Raw genomic sequence first — 18,342 nt, 5'->3', positions numbered from 1 at the left:
TTAGACGGAACTGAAACAGTTATCTCAGGAGCTTCTTGTACAACTAACTGTTTAGCTCCAATGGCTAAAGTATTAAACGATAAATACGGTGTACAAAAAGGATTCATGACTACAATCCATGCTTACACTAATGACCAAAATACATTAGATGCTCCTCACGGAAAAGGTGACTTACGTCGTGGACGTGCAGCTGCTGCATCAATCGTTCCTAACTCAACTGGAGCTGCTAAAGCTATCGGTTTAGTAATTCCTGAATTACAAGGAAAATTAGACGGTGGAGCTCAACGTGTTCCAGTAATCACTGGTTCATTAACTGAGTTAGTATGTACTTTAAACACTAAAGTAACTGCTGCTGAAATCAACGAAGCAATGAAAGCTGCTGCTAACGAATCATTCGGATACACTGAAGATGAAATCGTTTCTGCAGACGTAATCGGAATTTCTTACGGATCATTATTCGATGCTACTCAAACAAAAGTTATGGAAGTTAACGGAGAGCAATTAGTTAAAGTTGCTGCTTGGTATGACAACGAAATGTCTTACACTAACCAATTAATCCGTACTTTAGGATACTTCGCTTCTTTAATTAAATAATTTTAATTAACGCGAACTTTTTTGTAAAAAAAGCTATCTCTTTGGAGATAGCTTTTTTCATTAGTGCATAAAAATAGGAGAGATGGTCATTTTAAAATGAGAGGTGAAAATATGAAGGTTGCGATTTTAGCGATTGGGAATGAAGTGCTTTGTGGAAAGACAATTAATACGAATAGCGCATTTATTGCAAAAGAGGTTGAGCAATTAGGTGGGAAAATCGTTCACCAACAAGTGGTTCCTGACGTATTAGAAGAGATTGTGGAAGGACTTAACGTTGCTTATTCTTATGCGGATATTGTGCTGACAATTGGTGGTCTTGGACCAACAGTTGATGATTTATCACGTGATGGTGTGGCGATGTATTTTAACGAAACGCTTGTGTATGATGAAGAGATTTATCAAGGAATTGTTGAGTACTTTAAACGCACGAATAGAGCGGTTCCTAGTAATAATGCTAGACAGGCTTATAAATTTAAAACAGGGCTTGTTTTAACGAATAATAATGGAACAGCACCGGGATTGTTTTTAGAAAAAGATAATAAGTCTGTATTTTTATTGCCAGGACCTCCAACTGAGCTTCAGGCAATGTTTTATGAAAGTGTGACACCATATTTCTTGACAGAAATTAAAGAGCGTAAAATTAGCAACAGTTATCGCCTTTGTGGTATTGGTGAGTCGTATGCAGAGGAAATGATTTTATATTTATATGATAAATATCCTCATTTAAATATTGCTCCTTATTGTGCGGTTGATCATGTGGATTATATTGTTTCAACCACAGAAAGTTATGAAACAGAGTTGCGTGAGTTTGATGAAGAGTTTAAAAATCTTATGACGGATTACTATATTGGAGATCAGAATACCGATCTCCCGACGGAAGTGGTTCGTTTGTTAAAAGAAAAGCAGTTGACGATTGCAACCGCTGAAAGTTGTAGTGGTGGATTGCTATCTTCTGAAATTGTGAATGTAGCGGGTGTTTCTTCTGTTTTCTTAGAGGGTATCGTGACGTATAGTTATGAATCAAAGATGAATCGACTTCATATTGATCGTGATCGTTTAATGGAGCATGGAGCAGTTTCAGAGGAAATTGCATATGACATGGCGAATAATTTAAAAGAGTTAACAGGTGCTGATGTTACGATAGGTGTAACAGGAATTGCAGGACCAGATGGTGGTTCAGAGTTAAAGCCTGTTGGATTAGTTTATGTCGGACTTAATGTATGTGGCAAAAATATTATTAAATCTTACATTTTTAATGGTAATCGCGAAAAAATAAGACAGCGTACTGTCGCAGAATCTTTATATTTGTTGCACTACCATTTAAAAGCGCTTTAAAAATATGATGTCAGACGGTAATGTTTGAATTATATGTAAAAAAGCGTTAAAATAATATTGTGAAAAAATTTTTTAAGGAGGACTCATCACATGAACAAAAAAACTGTTAAAGATGTTGAGTTAAATGGAAAGAAAGTCCTTGTACGTGTTGATTTCAACGTACCAATGAAAGATGGAAAAATTACTAACGACAATCGTATCGTAGCTGCATTACCTACAATCAAATACATCTTAGAAAATGGTGGACGTGCTATTTTATTCTCTCACTTAGGGAAAATCAAATCTGAAGAAGATAAAGCGTCTAAATCATTACGTCCAGCTGCTGAGCGTTTAGCTGAGTTATTAGGACAAGACGTTAAATTCATCCCACAAACTCGTGGAGCTGAATTAGAAGCTGCCATCGCTGAATTAAAAGACGGTGAAGTATTAATGTTCGAAAACACTCGTTTCGAAGATTTAGATGGTAAAAAAGAATCTAAAAACGATGCTGAATTAGGAAAATACTGGGCTTCTTTAGGAGATGTATTCGTAAACGATGCATTCGGTACAGCTCACCGTGCTCATGCATCAAACGTTGGAATCTCTGCTAATTTAGAAGCAGTAGCTGGATTCTTATTAGAAAAAGAAATCGAATTTATCGGTGGAGCAGTTGATGCACCACAACGTCCAATGGTTGCTATCTTAGGTGGAGCAAAAGTATCTGATAAAATCGGTGTTATCGAAAACTTATTAGACAAAGCTGACAAAGTATTAGTTGGTGGAGGTATGATGTTCACATTCCTTAAAGCACAAGGGAAAAACATCGGTAAATCTTTATGTGAAGAAGATAAATTAGAATTAGCAAAAGCTTTATTAGAAAAAGGTGGAGACAAATTAGTTTTACCTATCGATACAGTTGCTGCTAAAGAATTCTCTAACGATACTGAATTCCGCGTTGTTTCAGTTGATGAATTAGCTGACGATGAAATGGGATTAGATGTTGGACCTGCTACTGTTGAGTTATTCTCTAATGTATTAAAAGATGCTAAAACTGTAGTATGGAATGGACCAATGGGTGTATTCGAAATGTCTAACTTCGCTAAAGGAACTATCGGAGTATGTGAAGCTATCGCTAACTTAGAAGGAGCTATCACTATCATCGGTGGTGGAGATTCAGCTGCTGCTGCAATGCAATTAGGATACGCTGATAAATTCTCTCACATCTCAACAGGTGGAGGAGCTTCTTTAGAATATTTAGAAGGTAAAGAATTACCAGGTGTAGCATCATTAAGCAACAAATGCTGTGGATGCGGATGCAAATAATTTTTAAAAACTAATCTTTAAATAGGGAATTCACCTTTTGTGAGTTCCTATTTAAACTTAAAATTTATATAGAGGTGAACGTTGTGAGAAAACCAATCATCGCAGGAAACTGGAAAATGAACAAAAACTATGATGAAGCATTAGAATTCATCAAAGCTGTAGCGGATAAAGTACCAAGCTCAGATAAAGTAGAAACTGCTATCTGTGCTCCAGCATTATACTTACGTTCATTAGTTGAACATCAAGGAGAAAACTTACGTATTGGTGCTCAAAACATGCACTTTGAAGCTAATGGAGCTTTCACTGGAGAAATCGCTCCAGGTATGTTAAAAGACTTAGGAGTAACTTATGTTATTTTAGGTCACAGTGAACGTCGTGAAATGTTCAATGAAACTGATGAAACAGTTAACAAAAAAACTCATGCAGCATTTGCTAATGGATTAGTTCCAATCGTTTGCTGTGGGGAATCTTTAGAGCAACGTGAAAATGGAACAACTAACCAAGTTGTAGATTCTCAAATCGTTCGCGCTTTAGAAGGATTATCATTAGAGCAAGTTAAAGAAACAGTTATCGCTTATGAACCAATCTGGGCTATCGGAACTGGATTAACTGCTACTGATGAGCAAGCTAATGAAACTATCGGATACATCCGTAAAGTTGTTGCTCGTGAACACGGACAAGAAGCTGCAGATGCAATCCGTATCCAATATGGTGGATCAGTTAAACCTAGCACAATTGCTGGTTTAATGGCTCAACCAGAAATCGATGGAGCTTTAGTTGGTGGAGCTTCATTAGATGTTGAATCATTCTTAGGATTATTGGAATTCTAATATTAATTTAACAAGCACACACACATGCTTAAAACAGTCATCTTTCTTTTGAAGATGGCTGTTTTTTTATGGATTAAATTGTGGATAACCTTGTTTTTGAAATTTTTATTTGGTAGAAAGTATATTTCTGGTTCTCTATAGATTTTTAGAACCTAATTCTTATTATCTTAGCTATCATTCAAATCGCCTAATTTCTACATAATAAGCAAGATATCGTGAATAATAAGTGTAAGATTTTGATTTTTTGTAGAGGTGGTTGGGATGAAGTTGAAGGAATTTTTAATGGTCATTATTGTGTTTATTAGTTTGATTCTGACTCTAGTAATTGGAGATATGAATGTTTCGGCTAGTGAGCAGAAGGTGAAAAGTGTTAATAAAAATATTCAATCTACGAGTGACATTCCGTTTATTCCTGAAAATTATGCTTATCGGGATTGGCGAGCTGTTGCAATGGATTTTAATCGGATGCTATTCAATTTTGATGAGTATCACTATGGTTATATTGATCGTAGTTATCGAAATACAGGACGTGAGTCATTAGGTTTTTTGACTTATACCTCTGATGAACAGGATATAAATCAGGCTCAGGCTATTACGGCAATAGGAGCTTTATTGTCTGCAAATTTGATTGGTAGAGATGAAATTGGTGAGGAGTTTTTAAGTAAACTTGTACCGTTAGTGGAGTCTTATTATAATGTTGAGAATGGTGAGGGGATTCTTTTAAATTATGAGAATGGTAGTAGTCTTGAACTATCATTTTGGGAACAGGTATATCCTGGAATGCTGTATTTTATGTTGATGGATCGATATGAGGCAACACTTGATTCGGAGCAGATTTTGAGAAGCATAGCAGATAACTGGTACGATGTGGTGATGGATTTAGGTGGAAGTCAGGGAATGGTTGATTTTGCTTATACGGGATATGATTTTAAGCAGAAGGTTCCTTATGATAATGGAGAATGGACAGAACCAGGTGCAGCAGCTGGGGTTGCGATGATTCAATATTTTGCGTATGAGCGTTTTGAAGATCGTAAATATATGAAAGCAGCCACCGAGTGTATGAAATATTTAGAAGAGTTTCAGCGAAATCCGGGATATGAGGTAGTTTATTTATATTTACCTTATTTATCGGCACGTTTGAATGCAATGGAAAATGGTCATTTTGATACGGCAAAATATATGGAGTTTTTCTTTACTGAAAGTGATTATCGTCATGAGTACGGGATGTTTAATGGGGAATATGGAACGGGATTAATTGGTTCAAGAACTGAATATGGTGGAACACCAGAGTCATTTGCTAGTATTGTTGCAGCAACAGCGTTAGTTCCGATGCTAAAATATGATCAACGTTATGCAATTGAGGTTGGACGCTATATTTTACATCTAACACAGAGTTTGAATTTATTTTATCCTAATAATACTGTGATTCCATTTGATAGAGTTTCACGGATGAATGAGACAGAAAATCAAAAACAATCGATTTTAAGTGGGGCTTATTTAGGATTGTTGGCGGCAATGATTGAACAAACGAATGTTGAGGGGATCTTGAAGGTAGATCTTAATACAAATGATTATTACGTGGATGAAGAGAAGAATCTGCCTATGTACTTGTTGTTTAATCCTTATGATAGTAAGCAAGAGGTACAATACAAGATTCAGTCAGAGGGAACGGTCAACTTATATAATGTAATGACGCAAGAGTTTATAACTAAAAATGTTAGTGATCAGACTAGTATTACAATAAATGCGACCGATGCAGTAATTTTGGCTGAGGTTCCTGTAACTGAAGGTGAAAATAAGTATGATGAACAACGTAAGATTGAAAATAGTGTAAATGCTAAAGTATTAGGAGCTGTTAATTTTGTAGGGTTATCTCAATATGAACCGATTTCTGATAATTATTCGCTTGATCTAGATATTAAAACAATGGAGGACGATGCAGTTTCTAATATTAATATTTATATGGATGGGAATGCAATCTTTCAAAATGTTAATTACTCGAAACCTTATGTTGTGGATGTTAGTAAGTTGGCAAATGGATATCATTTGATGAAAGCTGAGATTATTACTTCGAGTGGACTTAAGGATTATGCATATGCTCGCATTTTTATTCAAAAAGATGAGAATCCTTACTTATTGAATGAACTTCCAAATAATTTGATTAATTGGACACCAGTTAATGATGGTAGCGTGGAGTTTATTAATGGTGATAGCGAGGTTCGTGTCAGAGGTGGAATTGAGAGTCAGCCATTTAATCTTGATTTTAGTCAGGTCCCAATGATTGCGATGGAGATTGCTGATTTTACAGAGCCTTGGTCTTTATTCTTAAAGGTGAAGGAGACAGGAGAACGGTTCTATATTTTTGAGAATTCAACTGAAGCGGGAAGAATTAAAATGAGTTTGAATTATGCTTTACATCAATTAAATCCTAAGAATTATCATTTATTAGGTGAGCATGAAGTGTCTTTAGAGCTTGAGACTAATGGTGAGATAGATGTGAAAAAGGTTCGTTTATTTAATCAAGGGTTACAGCCAATGAAAGAGCGAGCTTGGAAAACGGCATTTACAACACAAGAGATTACACATTGGCAGGCAAGACTAAATGCTTTAGGAAAAGTGAATTATTATGATGGTAGTGCAGTAGTTAAAAATTTAAATAAAGAGGGGAGTGGCGGAATTCAGACGTCTTACTTTGAAGTAGATTTAGAGAAAAATCCAAAGTTTACAATTAATGTTAAAGATGTTGATGAACTTTGGTCATTACTTGTTTATGTAGAAGGTGATCAACGAGGATATTATCTTCAATATCCAACGAATAAGACAGGCGTGTTTTCATATGATATTTATGATACCTTAAAAACCGTTTATCAAACGAATGAGATTCCAGGACGACATAATCTTCAGTTTTGGATTGTAAGTAATGGGGCGTATGGAGCTCAGGTTGATTTAGAATCTTTAAAGTTGGAGTACTCTAAGTCATGGATTGAATGGACTGTGATTGGAACAGTAGCCTTTTTAAGTGTTGTTGCAATTTTTGTGAATGTGAATAAGGATTTTTAAAAATCTCTCTTTTGAGAGATTTTTATTTTGGGCGGGAAAGGGGAAATGCCTCATCAGAGGAATCGATAGTTTTTGATACAATATGACTTAATTTTCGAAAGTGACAAGTTTTGATAATTAAAGATAATTATTTCAAAAATATTATCAAAATTGATCGAGCGAAATTTCGTTCGTCACAGTATTTCATATTTACTATTTATTTAACAGTATCAATGATTTAAATACAACAAATCGTAAATGTAAACAAAGTCTTATTTTAAATCTGAAAAGAAGTGTTAATGATATAAAAAAAGAGTATATCCTGGGAAATAATTTAAAATTATAGATATAAATATAAAAATTTTGATTTATCCACAGAACTTCTAAAAATGATTTAAAATTATATAAAAAGAAAAAAGTATCTGCAAAAAATTGCAGATACTTTTTTTAAACTTCCATGATGATTGGGAAGATGCTAGGTCTTCTTTTTGTTTGTTCGTATAGATAACGTTCTAATGATTTTTTAACGCGAGTTTTCATGACCATAATTTCGTTTGTATCGTTTTCGAGTAGCATTTGAAGCTCATTTTTAGCGATTTCTTTGATATTGTTCATTAGTTCTTCTGCTTCTTTGACATAAACAAAGCCACGAGTTAGAATGTATGGCTCACTAATGAGTTCTTTTGATTGTTTATCAATAGTGGCAACGATGATAATCATTCCACCTTCAGCAAGCATTTTGCGGTCTCTTAAGACGATGTTTCCGACATCTCCAACACCAATTCCATCGACAAGAATGGCTCCTGTACGTACGCGGCCATTGATTTTTGCTGAGTTATTTGTTAATTCAAGAATTTGTCCTGTTTCTAAGACTTTGATATGGTCTTTTGGAATTCCAACACTGACGGCTAAATTTTTATGGTGTACAAGGTGACGATATTCACCATGAACCGGCATAAAGAATTTTGGATGGGTAAGACGTAGGATAAGTTTTAGTTCTTCTTGGCAAGCATGTCCTGAAACATGGACTGATTCTAAGTCTTTATAGATGACTTCCGCACCTTTTTTATAGAGTTGGTTAATGACACGGCCAACGAGTTTATCGTTACCTGGAATTGGTGAAGCCGAGATGATGAATAGGTCATTAGGTTGTAATTTAAGTTGACGATGTGTAGAGAAGGCAATACGGGCAAGTGCTCCCATTGGTTCTCCTTGACTACCAGTTACGATTAAGGTCAATTCATTTTCTGGTACTGTATTAATCTGATTAATATTAATCAACATATCGTCATCTATGTGAAGATATCCTAATTCCATTGCTACTTTAGAGATGTTTTCCATACTACGTCCGCTGAAGGCTACTTTTCGATTAAATGCACGGGATGCATCGATGATTTGTTGCATGCGGTGGATATTTGAAGCGAAAGTAGCGACAATAATGCGACCTGTTGCACGATCAAATAGTTTCATGAAGGTATCGCCAATCGCCTTTTCAGACATGGTGTATCCTTTGCGTTCGACGTTTGTGCTATCTGACATTAAAAGTAGAATTCCGGCTTGTGCAAGTTCTGAAATGCGTTCTAAATCCATTGGTTGATTGTCAATTGGAGTATGATCAACTTTGAAGTCTCCAGTGTGGAACAGAATTCCTACTGGGGTATGGATTGCAAGGGAACAGGCGTCTGCTATGCTGTGAGTTGTTCGAATAAATTCAATGGATAAATGATTAAATGCAATAACATCACGAGGATTGACGACGTGAAGTTTAGTTGTTTGTAGTAATCCATGTTCTCTTATTTTATTTTCCACCAAACCTAAGGTAAGTTTCGTCCCGTAAATTGGCATGTTAATTTGTTTTAGAATGAATGGGATAGCTCCGATATGATCTTCATGACCATGAGTTATGAAGAGCCCTTTAACTTTGTCTTCGTTTTCGAGTAGATAATTAATTTCTGGAATGATTAAGTCTACTCCGTACATATCTTCATCGGGGAAGGCAATCCCACAGTCAATTACAATAATTTCATCATCGTATTCAATAGCAGTCATGTTTTTACCGATTTCACCTAAGCCACCGAGTGGAATAACCTTTAATTTTATATTTTCCTCCAAGTTTGGTCACCTTCTTTTTACATAGTTAAACTTAGTATGAATCTAAAAAAGAAAGCTATACGATTAGGTTTTTGTAGGAAAATTATGGTATAATCTGCGAAGGTGAATCCGACATTATTATGATTCCAATTTGTGTGTTAAGCTTGTTTTAAAAGAGTTAGGACTATGTTAAATGTAGGTTAATCTTATGTAATAGAGTGTACGTAATTAGATTCTAAAGAAGGAGCGAGGATATGGAAGTTTTCTTTTGGGTTACTGATTTGTTAATTCCAGTGATGATGATTGTTGTAGGATATTTCTTTAAAAAGCATCCACCAACTACTATTAATTCGGTTTATGGGTATCGTACTAAGCGTTCTATGGCATCTAAGGAGGTTTGGGTATTTGCTCAGCGTTATTTTGGTGGATTATGACTTAAGGTAGGATTAGGATTGTTATTTATCATTATTTTAGATAAGCTGTTAATTCCGATTGCAGCAGAGAATTTGTCATTGATTAATGCCATCATTAATTTGATAGGATTAATAGTTCCAATTTATTTTGTTGAGAGAAAATTAAAAGATGATATTAATTAAACTAAAAAAAAGAGAGTTTGTTATGAACTCTCTTTTGCTTTTCTTTATTGTCTAGCAACAGTCGCAACACACTGGTAAAATTCAAAGACACTGCTCAATCTGATGATTGATTCGTGCCTTTTTCATTTTCAGCGTGTGAAAAACGCGCCTTATTGCTTTTCTTTATTATCAAACTGTTAATTCTACTACGTATTTATATTTATCTGATCGGTAGTATGTTGTAGTATATTCTACATTACGGTTGTATTGGTCTTGACTGATACGTGTACGTTTTAAGACAGCTGCATTAAGTGGTATTTCAAGTTCTCTACTGATTTCCTCATCTGCAAGCATGGCTTCGATGTATTCTTCTGCATGAGAAATTTGGATGTTTTGAGTTGATAGTAATTGGTATAGTGATCCGTAAAGTTCAGCGTCAAATGGTAGATCTAAAAATCCTGGAACGTATGAGATACTGTACATGATGATATCGTTGTTAACCATACGAATACGACTTAAACGTAATACTTTATCTGTTGGTTCAATGTTGAAGGCTGCGACAACGGCAGGGTCTGGAGTAACTAATGAAATGTTGATTTGTTTATTTTTTAAGATGTATCCTTGTTCTTGCATTTTTTGTGTAAAACTTTTAACTGTTGATAATTTGTCCGCGATTGCATTTGATAAAACGACTGTACCTTTTCCGCGTCCGCGCTCTTTTCTTAATAATCCTTCGTTTACTAATTCATTAACGGCCTGGCGAATAGTCATACGACTAACTCCAAATATTTCTTCTAGTTCATTTTCCGATGGAATAGTACTTCCGACTGCATATTCGTTGTTGATAATCTTATGTTTTAGAATATCTTTTATTTGTAAATATAAAGGTTTAGAATCTTTTGAGCGATCAAGAACCATTATATGAAACGCCTCCTCCTGTTTTTAAAAACGTTATCATGTTTAATAATATCATAATGTTTTTAAGCCGTATTTTCAATAGCTTAGATGATTAAAGTTAAAAGATATGGATGTTTTTTCCTGTTAATAAATTACTAATAGTTTAATAATAAACTATTATCGTTAAAACAACTTACAAAATGCACTGTAACTATACTCCTGTTATTATTACTTTTATTCGAAAATAAAAAGATAGAAACTTATTTAAAATAAGTATCTATCTTTAATTTAACATATGAAAACAATTTCATTGTACAAAAATGTACAAATTTGTTTTATCCAATTATAATATCAACTTTTGGGTATCTAACTTTAGCAGGATGCACATTTGCTCTGAAAATCATTAAGAACGCAATAATTCCGATACGACCGATGAACATTGTGGCAATAAGCACGAGTTTTGCAAATGATGTTAGACTACCCGTGATCCCCATTGAAAGACCAGTTGTTCCGAATGCCGAGCAAACTTCGAAGAAAATTTCCATTAATGGAAACTGGTCACTCATACAAATTAAAAGAGTAGAGAGTGAAACGATAAATGTTGCTACAATGTAAATCATAAATGATTTATAAACGGTTTGAGTTTCAATTTCGCGTCCATAAATGTTGACATACTGTTTTCCACGTGCGAATGAAAGAATAGCAAGAACCATTAAGGCAAATGTTGTGGTACGAATTCCACCACCAGATGAGTTAGGCGACGATCCCACAAACATTAAACCACAGAACATAGTTAGTGTTGCAGTCGAGAAGGCGTTCATATCAACAGTTGCAAATCCTGCATTACGTGTTGTTAATGAGTTAAATGTTGCATAGAAGAATCCTTCTATTAAACCTTTGTCTGCTAAGAAGTGATTCCATTCAAATAGGTAGAATCCAACAATACCCACAACCCATAATATAATCGTTGTAACCATCGTCAATTTTGTGTAGATTGAAAATTTAAAACGCTGTTTTGTCCTACGACACTGAAAGTATTTTTTAATATCTAAAATCACTGGGAATCCCATGGCACCAAAGAACATTAAAAACATGTGAAGTGTTTGAACGAAATAATCCTTTTGAAACGGCATTAATGATGAGCCAGTTATATCGAACCCAGAGTTTGTAATAGCTGATACAGTTGTGAAGAATCCTTGAAGCATAGCTTGCCAATAGATTGGATAATAACCTGCGAAATAATAGTAGTTTCCAAGTATGAGCATAAAAACTAATTCAATGGCCAAGAAAGAGATTAAAACGGATTTAACGAGTTTAACTACACCACTTAAGTTAATCTGATTCTGGTCAGTCATAATTAAGGCTCTTTCCCGTGTTGAAATTTTATGGCCTGCTAGTAACCAAATAGCAGTTGAAATCATCATTAACCCAAGTCCCCCAATTTGTAGGTTAAGAGCAAGAATTAAAATTCCTGGTATACTAAATGTATCAACTGGTGATACGGGGGATAGCCCTGTATTACTAAGACCACTTGTTGAAATAAATAAAGCATCTAGAAATGATAATGAGACACCTTCATTTAAACTAAATGGTAACCATAATAAGAAGGCAAATCCTATGGTAAACATGAAATAGTATCCTACAATTAACCTTGTTGGCGTTGAATGGATAAAATTCCTTAATTTCTTAACAATAAACATCCTTAGGCACTCCCTTTAAAATAAACGCATTGAACTTATATATCATTCAAAATTGATTATAACACTAATGACTGTAAAATATATGCAAAATTTTAACAAAGTAAGTCAAATTCCTCATCGCTATTTCACAATATAATATTGTGTAGTTTGATTTGGTAAATAGATGACGATTAAATAGTGTAATTCTTTTGATGGTTTTAACTGATTATCTAGATAAACAGGTTCTAGAACAGCATATTTAAAGATATCAGGTAAATTAATTTTATGTGTATTTAACAATTCTTTCATTTCATCTGATGATTCTGCTAATTGATTAATGATTGCTCGGCGCTCCTCTTTTTGTAGGCGATCTTGCCACCAAATTTTCGGTTTAATTTTACTATTCGTTAAATAGTCTACTTTCATGTATGAAAGTATGGTTGGCATTTGGTTATAATCGATGCTCTCTAAGAAATCATATAGTCTTGTAAATAAATCGCTAAGTTGATAACGAATCCAAGGGTATCTTTCATTCCAATACACTCCAAATCGATACATGAAGTCAAATGGAGAAGTCTTGAAGTCATTGTCTACTAAGAATTTCATGGTGTAATCCATACGATGAGCATTCCAATAACGCTCTAAAATTTCTTCTGCTAAGTGGATTTTCTCAACATCACTTTCAGATAGTTTATCGTTGCGTTTCATTTCGTATGGGGCGAATTCATCATAAACGTATCCAAATTCATCGGCTTGTTTACGAAGTCCTGTTCCACGTAGCATTTTTAAGAATCCAAGTTGTAATTCTTCTGGACGAAGCGCGAAGACATCATTGAATGATTGCTCGAATCGATCGTACGGTTCTTCGGGAAGTCCAGCAATTAAGTCGAGGTGAAGAACGATTTTTCCACCTTGTTTAATACGTAGGATATTTGTTGTTAATTTGTCGAAGTTTTGACGACGTTTAACGAGTTTATTTGTTAATTCATATGTTGATTGAATTCCAATTTCAAAACGGAATAATCCTTCAGGGGCATGTTCATTTAAATAATCGATTAACTCGGTTGGCATGATGTCTGCTGTAATTTCAAATTGAAATTGAGTGCCAGGGAGATGTTCTTCAATAATAAAGTCGAAGATGTTTAGAGCATATGTTTTGTTAATATTGAACGTACGATCTAAGAATTTGAACGTTTTAGCACCATGCTTCATCAGATAACGAATTTCGTTTTTTACATTTTCGATATCAAAGTAGCGTACTTTATTATCAACTGATGCTAAACAGTATTGGCATGAATAAGGACACCCGCGTGATGTTTCAATATATTGAATTCGATTTGGCAGATGAGGAATATCTTCTTCGAAGTAGAAGGGAGATAAGATTTCCTTTGGATCCAAAATTAGAGCTTCCGCTGCTTTGATTAACTCGCCTGTTACTAAGTTTTTATAAACAATTCCACGTACTGTGGTGATATCTCTTTGCCCATGCAATGCTTCCATCAGTTCACGGAAAGATAGTTCTCCTTCACCGTAGATGATGTAGTCGATAGCACATCTTGAGAACCAAACATCAAAATCATATGAAACTTCAGGTCCACCCATCAAAATTGTAAGGGTTGGATCTTTTTCTTTTAACATATTGATTAAGGTTAAAGTTTTTTCAACATTCCAAATATAAACACTGAATCCGATGATTTTTGGATTTGTTGCAAGTAAATCGTTAGCAATGTTTTCTAATGTATCTTTTAATGTGTATTCCTTTAATTTAATATCAAAGGCTGGTGCATTCGCTTTTAAATATCGAATGGCTAAGTTTGTATGAATGTATTTTGAATTTAACGTAGTTAACGTAATTGACATATGTAAGCACCTCATTTTTTATCTTTTTCATTTTAGCACAATAATGAGTAGGATACCTATAGGTTTTCATCAGGATAGAGTGGTTGTATTGCTATTATTTGAATTTTAAGACAATTAAAACTATTAAAAGTATAAAATTCCTTTTTATGCTAATACTTTTAATATGCAAGATGCTAAAACTGAGGTAGGTGAGTCATTGTGTTAATTTCTATTCGTGATGTTTCAAAAAGTTATAAAGTTGGTGAAATTCAAACTGATGCATTAAAGAATATAAATCTCAATGTAGAACAGGGAGAATTTGTCGTGATCTTAGGTCCATCAGGATCAGGGAAGTCAACACTTCTTCATGTTAGTGGAGGACTTGATGAGGTAAATCAAGGAGAAATTTTGGTGAATGGCCAACAGATTACAAATATGACCTCATCACAACTGACTTGTTTTAGACGTCAAGAGTTGGGATTTGTATTTCAACAGTATAACTTGATGCCAAATATGACTGTTCTTGAGAATGTAGAGGTTGGGGCAAGACTTAGTCAAAATCATTTAGATGTTCATGAAGTTTTAAAAGAAGTTATGCTAGAGGAGTATGTCGGACAATTTCCATATCAATTATCAGGTGGACAACAACAACGTGTAGCAATCGCACGAGCAATTGCTAAAAATCCATCTATTTTATTTTGTGATGAACCAACAGGGGCTTTAGATGAAGAAACAGGAAAAACAGTTCTTGAAGTGTTACAACGCATTAATGAAGAATTTAAAACAACGATTTTCTTAATTACGCATAATTTAGGAATTGCAGAGATTGCTGATAAAGTTGTGAGAATGCGTTCCGGAGAAATTATTGATGTAACTCAAAATCAAGATAAAAAACGAGCTAAAGAAGTGAGTTGGGTATAATGATATTTAAAAATGTATTAAGGACGATTCAGCAAAAGCCATTACAATTTTTTTCATTGATGATTCTCATTATGATGTCTTCTTTTACATATGTTTCATTAGAAACGGCAATCTCATCTGTTTCTTATTTTTTAGATGATTATGCCTCAAAAACAAATCAGGAAGATTTTTTAGTTGTTCTTTCCTCACCAACAGAACAGGCTATTCGTTCGATGATTGCACAAAAAGGAGTTAGTGTATCTGAATTAGCGAATTTAAGTAAATCTGAAATGATGAAACAGTATGAGTATAGTTTAGTTGATTATTATGAGGATAAGGTAGCGGCACTTGGTGAGCGATTTAATGCAACGATTGAAGGCCGATTTTATCGCGATGTCGTCCAAGAAACCGATGATGGAACCTATACTTATCGAGTTGTAAAACAGACTGATTCGGTAAATTCAACTTATGTTGTAGCAGGTAAAATGCCTGAAAGTAGCTCGGAGATTGCAGTATTTAAACAATATGCAGATGCTAATGATCTCGCACTCGGAGATTCAGTTAAAATGAATGATGCTGAATATCAAATTTCAGCATTTATTGCAGTACCAGATTATATTTATCCTGTTTTTAGTTATGATAATCCGCTTTATGAAGCGGATCGTGAAACCATTGCGGTTGTCACAGATGATGTCTATGATACACTTTCACAAAAACAATGGGTTTTATACAGTGGTTATTTTAATGATGATGTGGATGTTGAAGAAGAAGTAGAAAAGATGGCTGGGATTTCTGGGGTTTCTCACGTGTTAAGCAAAAATCAAAATGTCCGTATTAGCACTGTATCTGGCGAGTTAATCGGAAATAAATTACTTTCTGCTACGTTTTCATCATTACTCTTAGTCATGTGTGTGGTTGTCATCGTTTTAATTTTGAAAAAAAGAATTAATGCAGATCGTATGCAAATTGGTGTTTTAAAAGCGATGGGATATAGTCGTTTAACAATTAGCTTAAATTATTTAACGTATCCGCTAATTGCCGCTTTATTTGGAACAGTTATTGGAAGTTTATTTGGTATTGGAGTTTCAGGTTATATTTCTTCTTCGTATATGGTGCATTATGTTGTGCCAAAGATTAGCACTTATTTTACGCCCCAAATTTTACTTGGGGGCATTGTTTATCCTATATTAATGGTCGCAGTCTCAAGTTTTATCATTTTATTGTTTTTACTTAGAGAAGCTCCACTAGATTTAATGAAAGAAAGCAGTCATTTAAAATTATCTAGAACTTCAAAAATTCTAGCGAAGCTATTATCTCCGTTATCATTTGAAACTCGTTTTAAATATTCTCTAGCTTTTAGAAACATGGGGAAAATTTTATCATTATTCATCATCGTATTTGTAGCGAGTATTTTCTTAGTTTTCGCTTCTATAGTATTTAAGTCAGTTGAAAATATTGTGGATAAAGCATTTGGTTCTGTTAATTATAATTATCAAGTTAAGTATAGTAAGTTAATAAATGAACCGCTGGGCATTACAGAAAGTCCGTTTATTGAGTATAATGCAATGCCTCTTAGCATGAAAAATAGTGAAGGAGAAGTGATGTTTGATGTCACAACTTCTTTTGTTGTCTATGGTATTGATAGTTATAACATTATTAATCCGTTATATAACGCAGCGGGTGAAAATATTACAAGAAAATCTCAACAAGGTTTAATTATTAATGAATTTATCGCAAGGGCCTATTCTTTAGAAATTGGCGATGTGCTAACGTTTGAAGCAAAAAATAAACAGATTAGTTATGAGGTTGTCGATGTTGTAGACCACTATAATGGTCCGATGATGTATGTAGATATGAACTTATTAGCTGATGATTTACACTTAGTCGAAGGATATTATAATGGAAAATGGACTGGGGATAGACCAAGTACAGAAGAAAATATTTCTTATATTTTTTCAATTAACGATTTAGAGCGTAATATTGAAATTGGAATGGAAATGATTCAAGTTTCTTTAAGTATCATGCTCATTATCTCAGTCGTGCTTGGAAGTATTATTATGATTTTAATTACTAACTTTATAATTGATGAAAATCAAAAACAAATTTCTATATTAAAGGTAATGGGATATACGAAAAAAGAAGTTTCTAAAATGGTTTTAACAATTTATCTACCATTTGTAATTGTTGCTTATTTAATTAGTATTCCAGTCACTCGTGGGACGATAGATTATATAATGAATCAAATTGCAGCTAGTCTTCCAATGGCGATTCCAACTGATTTTACGATGATACAGGCTATAAGTGGATTATTCATTATTTTATTTACCTACTTTATTGCAATGGGATGCTCAAAAGCTCAACTTGATCGTATTTCGTTACATGAAGTTCTTAAATATTAAGTTCTTAAATATTAAGTTAAATAATTTGTTGAAATATTCAAAAACATACTATATTATGATATTCTAATGATAAAAGGCCGTTTATCACAAAGTTATGAAATGTGATGAGAGAGTTTCTAAGTAGAAGGAAGGGGTCTCTTGATGGAAAAAGTGTTATTTGATCATGATACGATTACGCGATCATTAAAACGTATCGCACATGAAATTTTAGAAAAAAACGACAATTTAAATGATGTTGTTATTATAGGAATCCGTACACGTGGAGCTTACTTAGCTCAACGATTAGTAAAGTTAATCGAAGTTTTTGAAGGGGTAGAAGTGCCACTTGGTGAATTAGATATTACAAAATATCGCGATGATATTACACGCGAAATGAAAGAAGTCATTGTGAACCAAAGTTCAGTTCCAATGATGTTAAATGGAAAAACGGTTATTCTAGTTGATGATGTTTTATATACAGGACGTACTGTACGCGCCGCTTTAGAAGCTGTTTTAGAATATGGGCGCCCTAAAAATATTCAACTCGCAACATTAATCGATCGAGGACATCGCGAACTTCCAATTCGTGCAGATTATGTAGGTAAAAACATCCCGACTTCTCATAAAGAAGTAGTTAAACTATATCTAACAGAACTTGACGACAAAGATGCCGTAATCCTATCAAAAGGCGAGTAATATAAAAAGCTGAGACAACTGTTTTGATACTTGAAAAAATGCAAGGAAGAGATGAAAAGGATTGTTTGAAATCCATTCAGCACTTCCGATTTTTCTCAAGTATCAGGTTGTCGAAGCTAGATTGTATAAAAAGCTGAGACAACTGTTTTGATACTTGGAAAAATGCAAGGAAGAGATGAAAAGGATT

The 18,342-nt window shown here is 34.1% G+C and carries 13 protein-coding genes; 9 read left to right on the top strand and 4 right to left on the bottom strand.

The genetic code is table 11. From position 1 onward, the window contains the following. From J6D32_RS08180 to J6D32_RS08160, 5 genes are all read left to right on the top strand, one after another. Positions 1-594: type I glyceraldehyde-3-phosphate dehydrogenase (locus J6D32_RS08180; protein WP_503004046.1), on the top strand; the 594-nt coding region annotated here is incomplete at its 5' end. A gap of 111 nt (positions 595-705) precedes the next feature. Next, positions 706-1,929, top strand: coding sequence for a competence/damage-inducible protein A (locus J6D32_RS08175; protein ID WP_155223494.1), 1,224 nt, complete (start codon positions 706-708; stop codon positions 1,927-1,929). Between the two features lie 90 nt (positions 1,930-2,019). After that, positions 2,020-3,231, top strand: coding sequence for a phosphoglycerate kinase (locus J6D32_RS08170; RefSeq protein ID WP_006784483.1), 1,212 nt, complete (start codon positions 2,020-2,022; stop codon positions 3,229-3,231). Between the two features lie 83 nt (positions 3,232-3,314). After that, positions 3,315-4,061 carry a triose-phosphate isomerase gene (gene tpiA, locus J6D32_RS08165; protein WP_006784484.1) on the top strand — a complete coding sequence of 249 codons (747 nt, stop codon included), beginning with the start codon at positions 3,315-3,317 and terminating at the stop codon, positions 4,059-4,061. Positions 4,062-4,322: 261 nt separating this feature from the next. Then, on the top strand, positions 4,323-7,121 hold the full coding sequence (locus J6D32_RS08160; RefSeq protein ID WP_006784485.1) for a hypothetical protein: 2,799 nt from the start codon (positions 4,323-4,325) through the stop codon (positions 7,119-7,121). A gap of 426 nt (positions 7,122-7,547) precedes the next feature. Here J6D32_RS08160 and J6D32_RS08155 read toward each other — a convergent pair whose 3' ends face one another. Further along, a complete protein-coding gene (locus tag J6D32_RS08155) occupies positions 7,548-9,212 on the bottom strand; it encodes a ribonuclease J (RefSeq protein ID WP_287467535.1) in 1,665 nt (554 codons plus the stop codon). Between the two features lie 233 nt (positions 9,213-9,445). Between J6D32_RS08155 and J6D32_RS08150 the strand changes: the two genes are divergently transcribed. After that, positions 9,446-9,625, top strand: coding sequence for an SdpI family protein (locus J6D32_RS08150; protein ID WP_006784487.1), 180 nt, complete (start codon positions 9,446-9,448; stop codon positions 9,623-9,625). A 330-nt stretch (positions 9,626-9,955) separates the two neighbouring features. Here J6D32_RS08150 and J6D32_RS08145 read toward each other — a convergent pair whose 3' ends face one another. From J6D32_RS08145 to J6D32_RS08135, 3 genes are all read right to left on the bottom strand, one after another. Next, on the bottom strand, positions 9,956-10,684 hold the full coding sequence (locus J6D32_RS08145) for a GntR family transcriptional regulator (RefSeq protein ID WP_006784489.1): 729 nt from the start codon (positions 10,682-10,684) through the stop codon (positions 9,956-9,958). A gap of 314 nt (positions 10,685-10,998) precedes the next feature. Beyond that, positions 10,999-12,363: a TrkH family potassium uptake protein gene (locus J6D32_RS08140; RefSeq protein ID WP_006784490.1), complete on the bottom strand. Its 1,365-nt coding sequence runs from the start codon at positions 12,361-12,363 to the stop codon at positions 10,999-11,001. Between the two features lie 120 nt (positions 12,364-12,483). Then, the gene (locus J6D32_RS08135; RefSeq protein WP_147633246.1) at positions 12,484-14,202 is read right to left on the bottom strand and encodes a B12-binding domain-containing radical SAM protein; all 1,719 of its coding nucleotides are present in this window, start codon (positions 14,200-14,202) and stop codon (positions 12,484-12,486) included. A 198-nt stretch (positions 14,203-14,400) separates the two neighbouring features. Between J6D32_RS08135 and J6D32_RS08130 the strand changes: the two genes are divergently transcribed. The 3 genes from J6D32_RS08130 to pyrR all read left to right on the top strand — a co-directional run bounded on the left by J6D32_RS08130 (position 14,401) and on the right by pyrR (position 18,155). Further along, positions 14,401-15,102 (top strand): ABC transporter ATP-binding protein, encoded by a 702-nt coding sequence (locus tag J6D32_RS08130; RefSeq protein WP_006784492.1) that lies wholly within the window; start codon positions 14,401-14,403, stop codon positions 15,100-15,102. After that, a complete protein-coding gene (locus tag J6D32_RS08125) occupies positions 15,102-17,480 on the top strand; it encodes an ABC transporter permease (RefSeq protein ID WP_155229564.1) in 2,379 nt (792 codons plus the stop codon). Before J6D32_RS08130 ends, J6D32_RS08125 begins: the two co-directional genes overlap by 1 nt. Before the next feature lie 141 nt (positions 17,481-17,621). Beyond that, positions 17,622-18,155, top strand: coding sequence for a bifunctional pyr operon transcriptional regulator/uracil phosphoribosyltransferase PyrR (gene pyrR, locus J6D32_RS08120; protein ID WP_006784494.1), 534 nt, complete (start codon positions 17,622-17,624; stop codon positions 18,153-18,155). The last annotated feature ends 187 nt before the right edge of the window (positions 18,156-18,342 follow it).

The sequence above is a fragment of the Turicibacter sp. genome (assembly GCF_017941855.1).
GTDB classification, from domain to species: Bacteria; Bacillota_I; Bacilli_A; order MOL361; family Turicibacteraceae; genus Turicibacter; species Turicibacter sanguinis.
This window is presented reverse-complemented; position numbering and strand designations above follow the sequence as displayed.

Excerpts from the sequence above, each read along its gene's own strand:
- J6D32_RS08125 (WP_155229564.1), top strand. The coding sequence starts at position 15,102 with ATGATATTTAAAAATGTATTAAGGACGATTCAGCAAAAGCCATTACAA.
- J6D32_RS08135 (WP_147633246.1), bottom strand. The coding sequence starts at position 14,202 with ATGTCAATTACGTTAACTACGTTAAATTCAAAATACATTCATACAAAC.
- J6D32_RS08145 (WP_006784489.1), bottom strand. The coding sequence starts at position 10,684 with ATGGTTCTTGATCGCTCAAAAGATTCTAAACCTTTATATTTACAAATA.
- pyrR (WP_006784494.1), top strand. The coding sequence starts at position 17,622 with ATGGAAAAAGTGTTATTTGATCATGATACGATTACGCGATCATTAAAA.
- J6D32_RS08160 (WP_006784485.1), top strand. The coding sequence starts at position 4,323 with ATGAAGTTGAAGGAATTTTTAATGGTCATTATTGTGTTTATTAGTTTG.
- J6D32_RS08150 (WP_006784487.1), top strand. The coding sequence starts at position 9,446 with ATGGAAGTTTTCTTTTGGGTTACTGATTTGTTAATTCCAGTGATGATG.
- J6D32_RS08170 (WP_006784483.1), top strand. The coding sequence starts at position 2,020 with ATGAACAAAAAAACTGTTAAAGATGTTGAGTTAAATGGAAAGAAAGTC.
- J6D32_RS08140 (WP_006784490.1), bottom strand. The coding sequence starts at position 12,363 with ATGTTTATTGTTAAGAAATTAAGGAATTTTATCCATTCAACGCCAACA.
- J6D32_RS08175 (WP_155223494.1), top strand. The coding sequence starts at position 706 with ATGAAGGTTGCGATTTTAGCGATTGGGAATGAAGTGCTTTGTGGAAAG.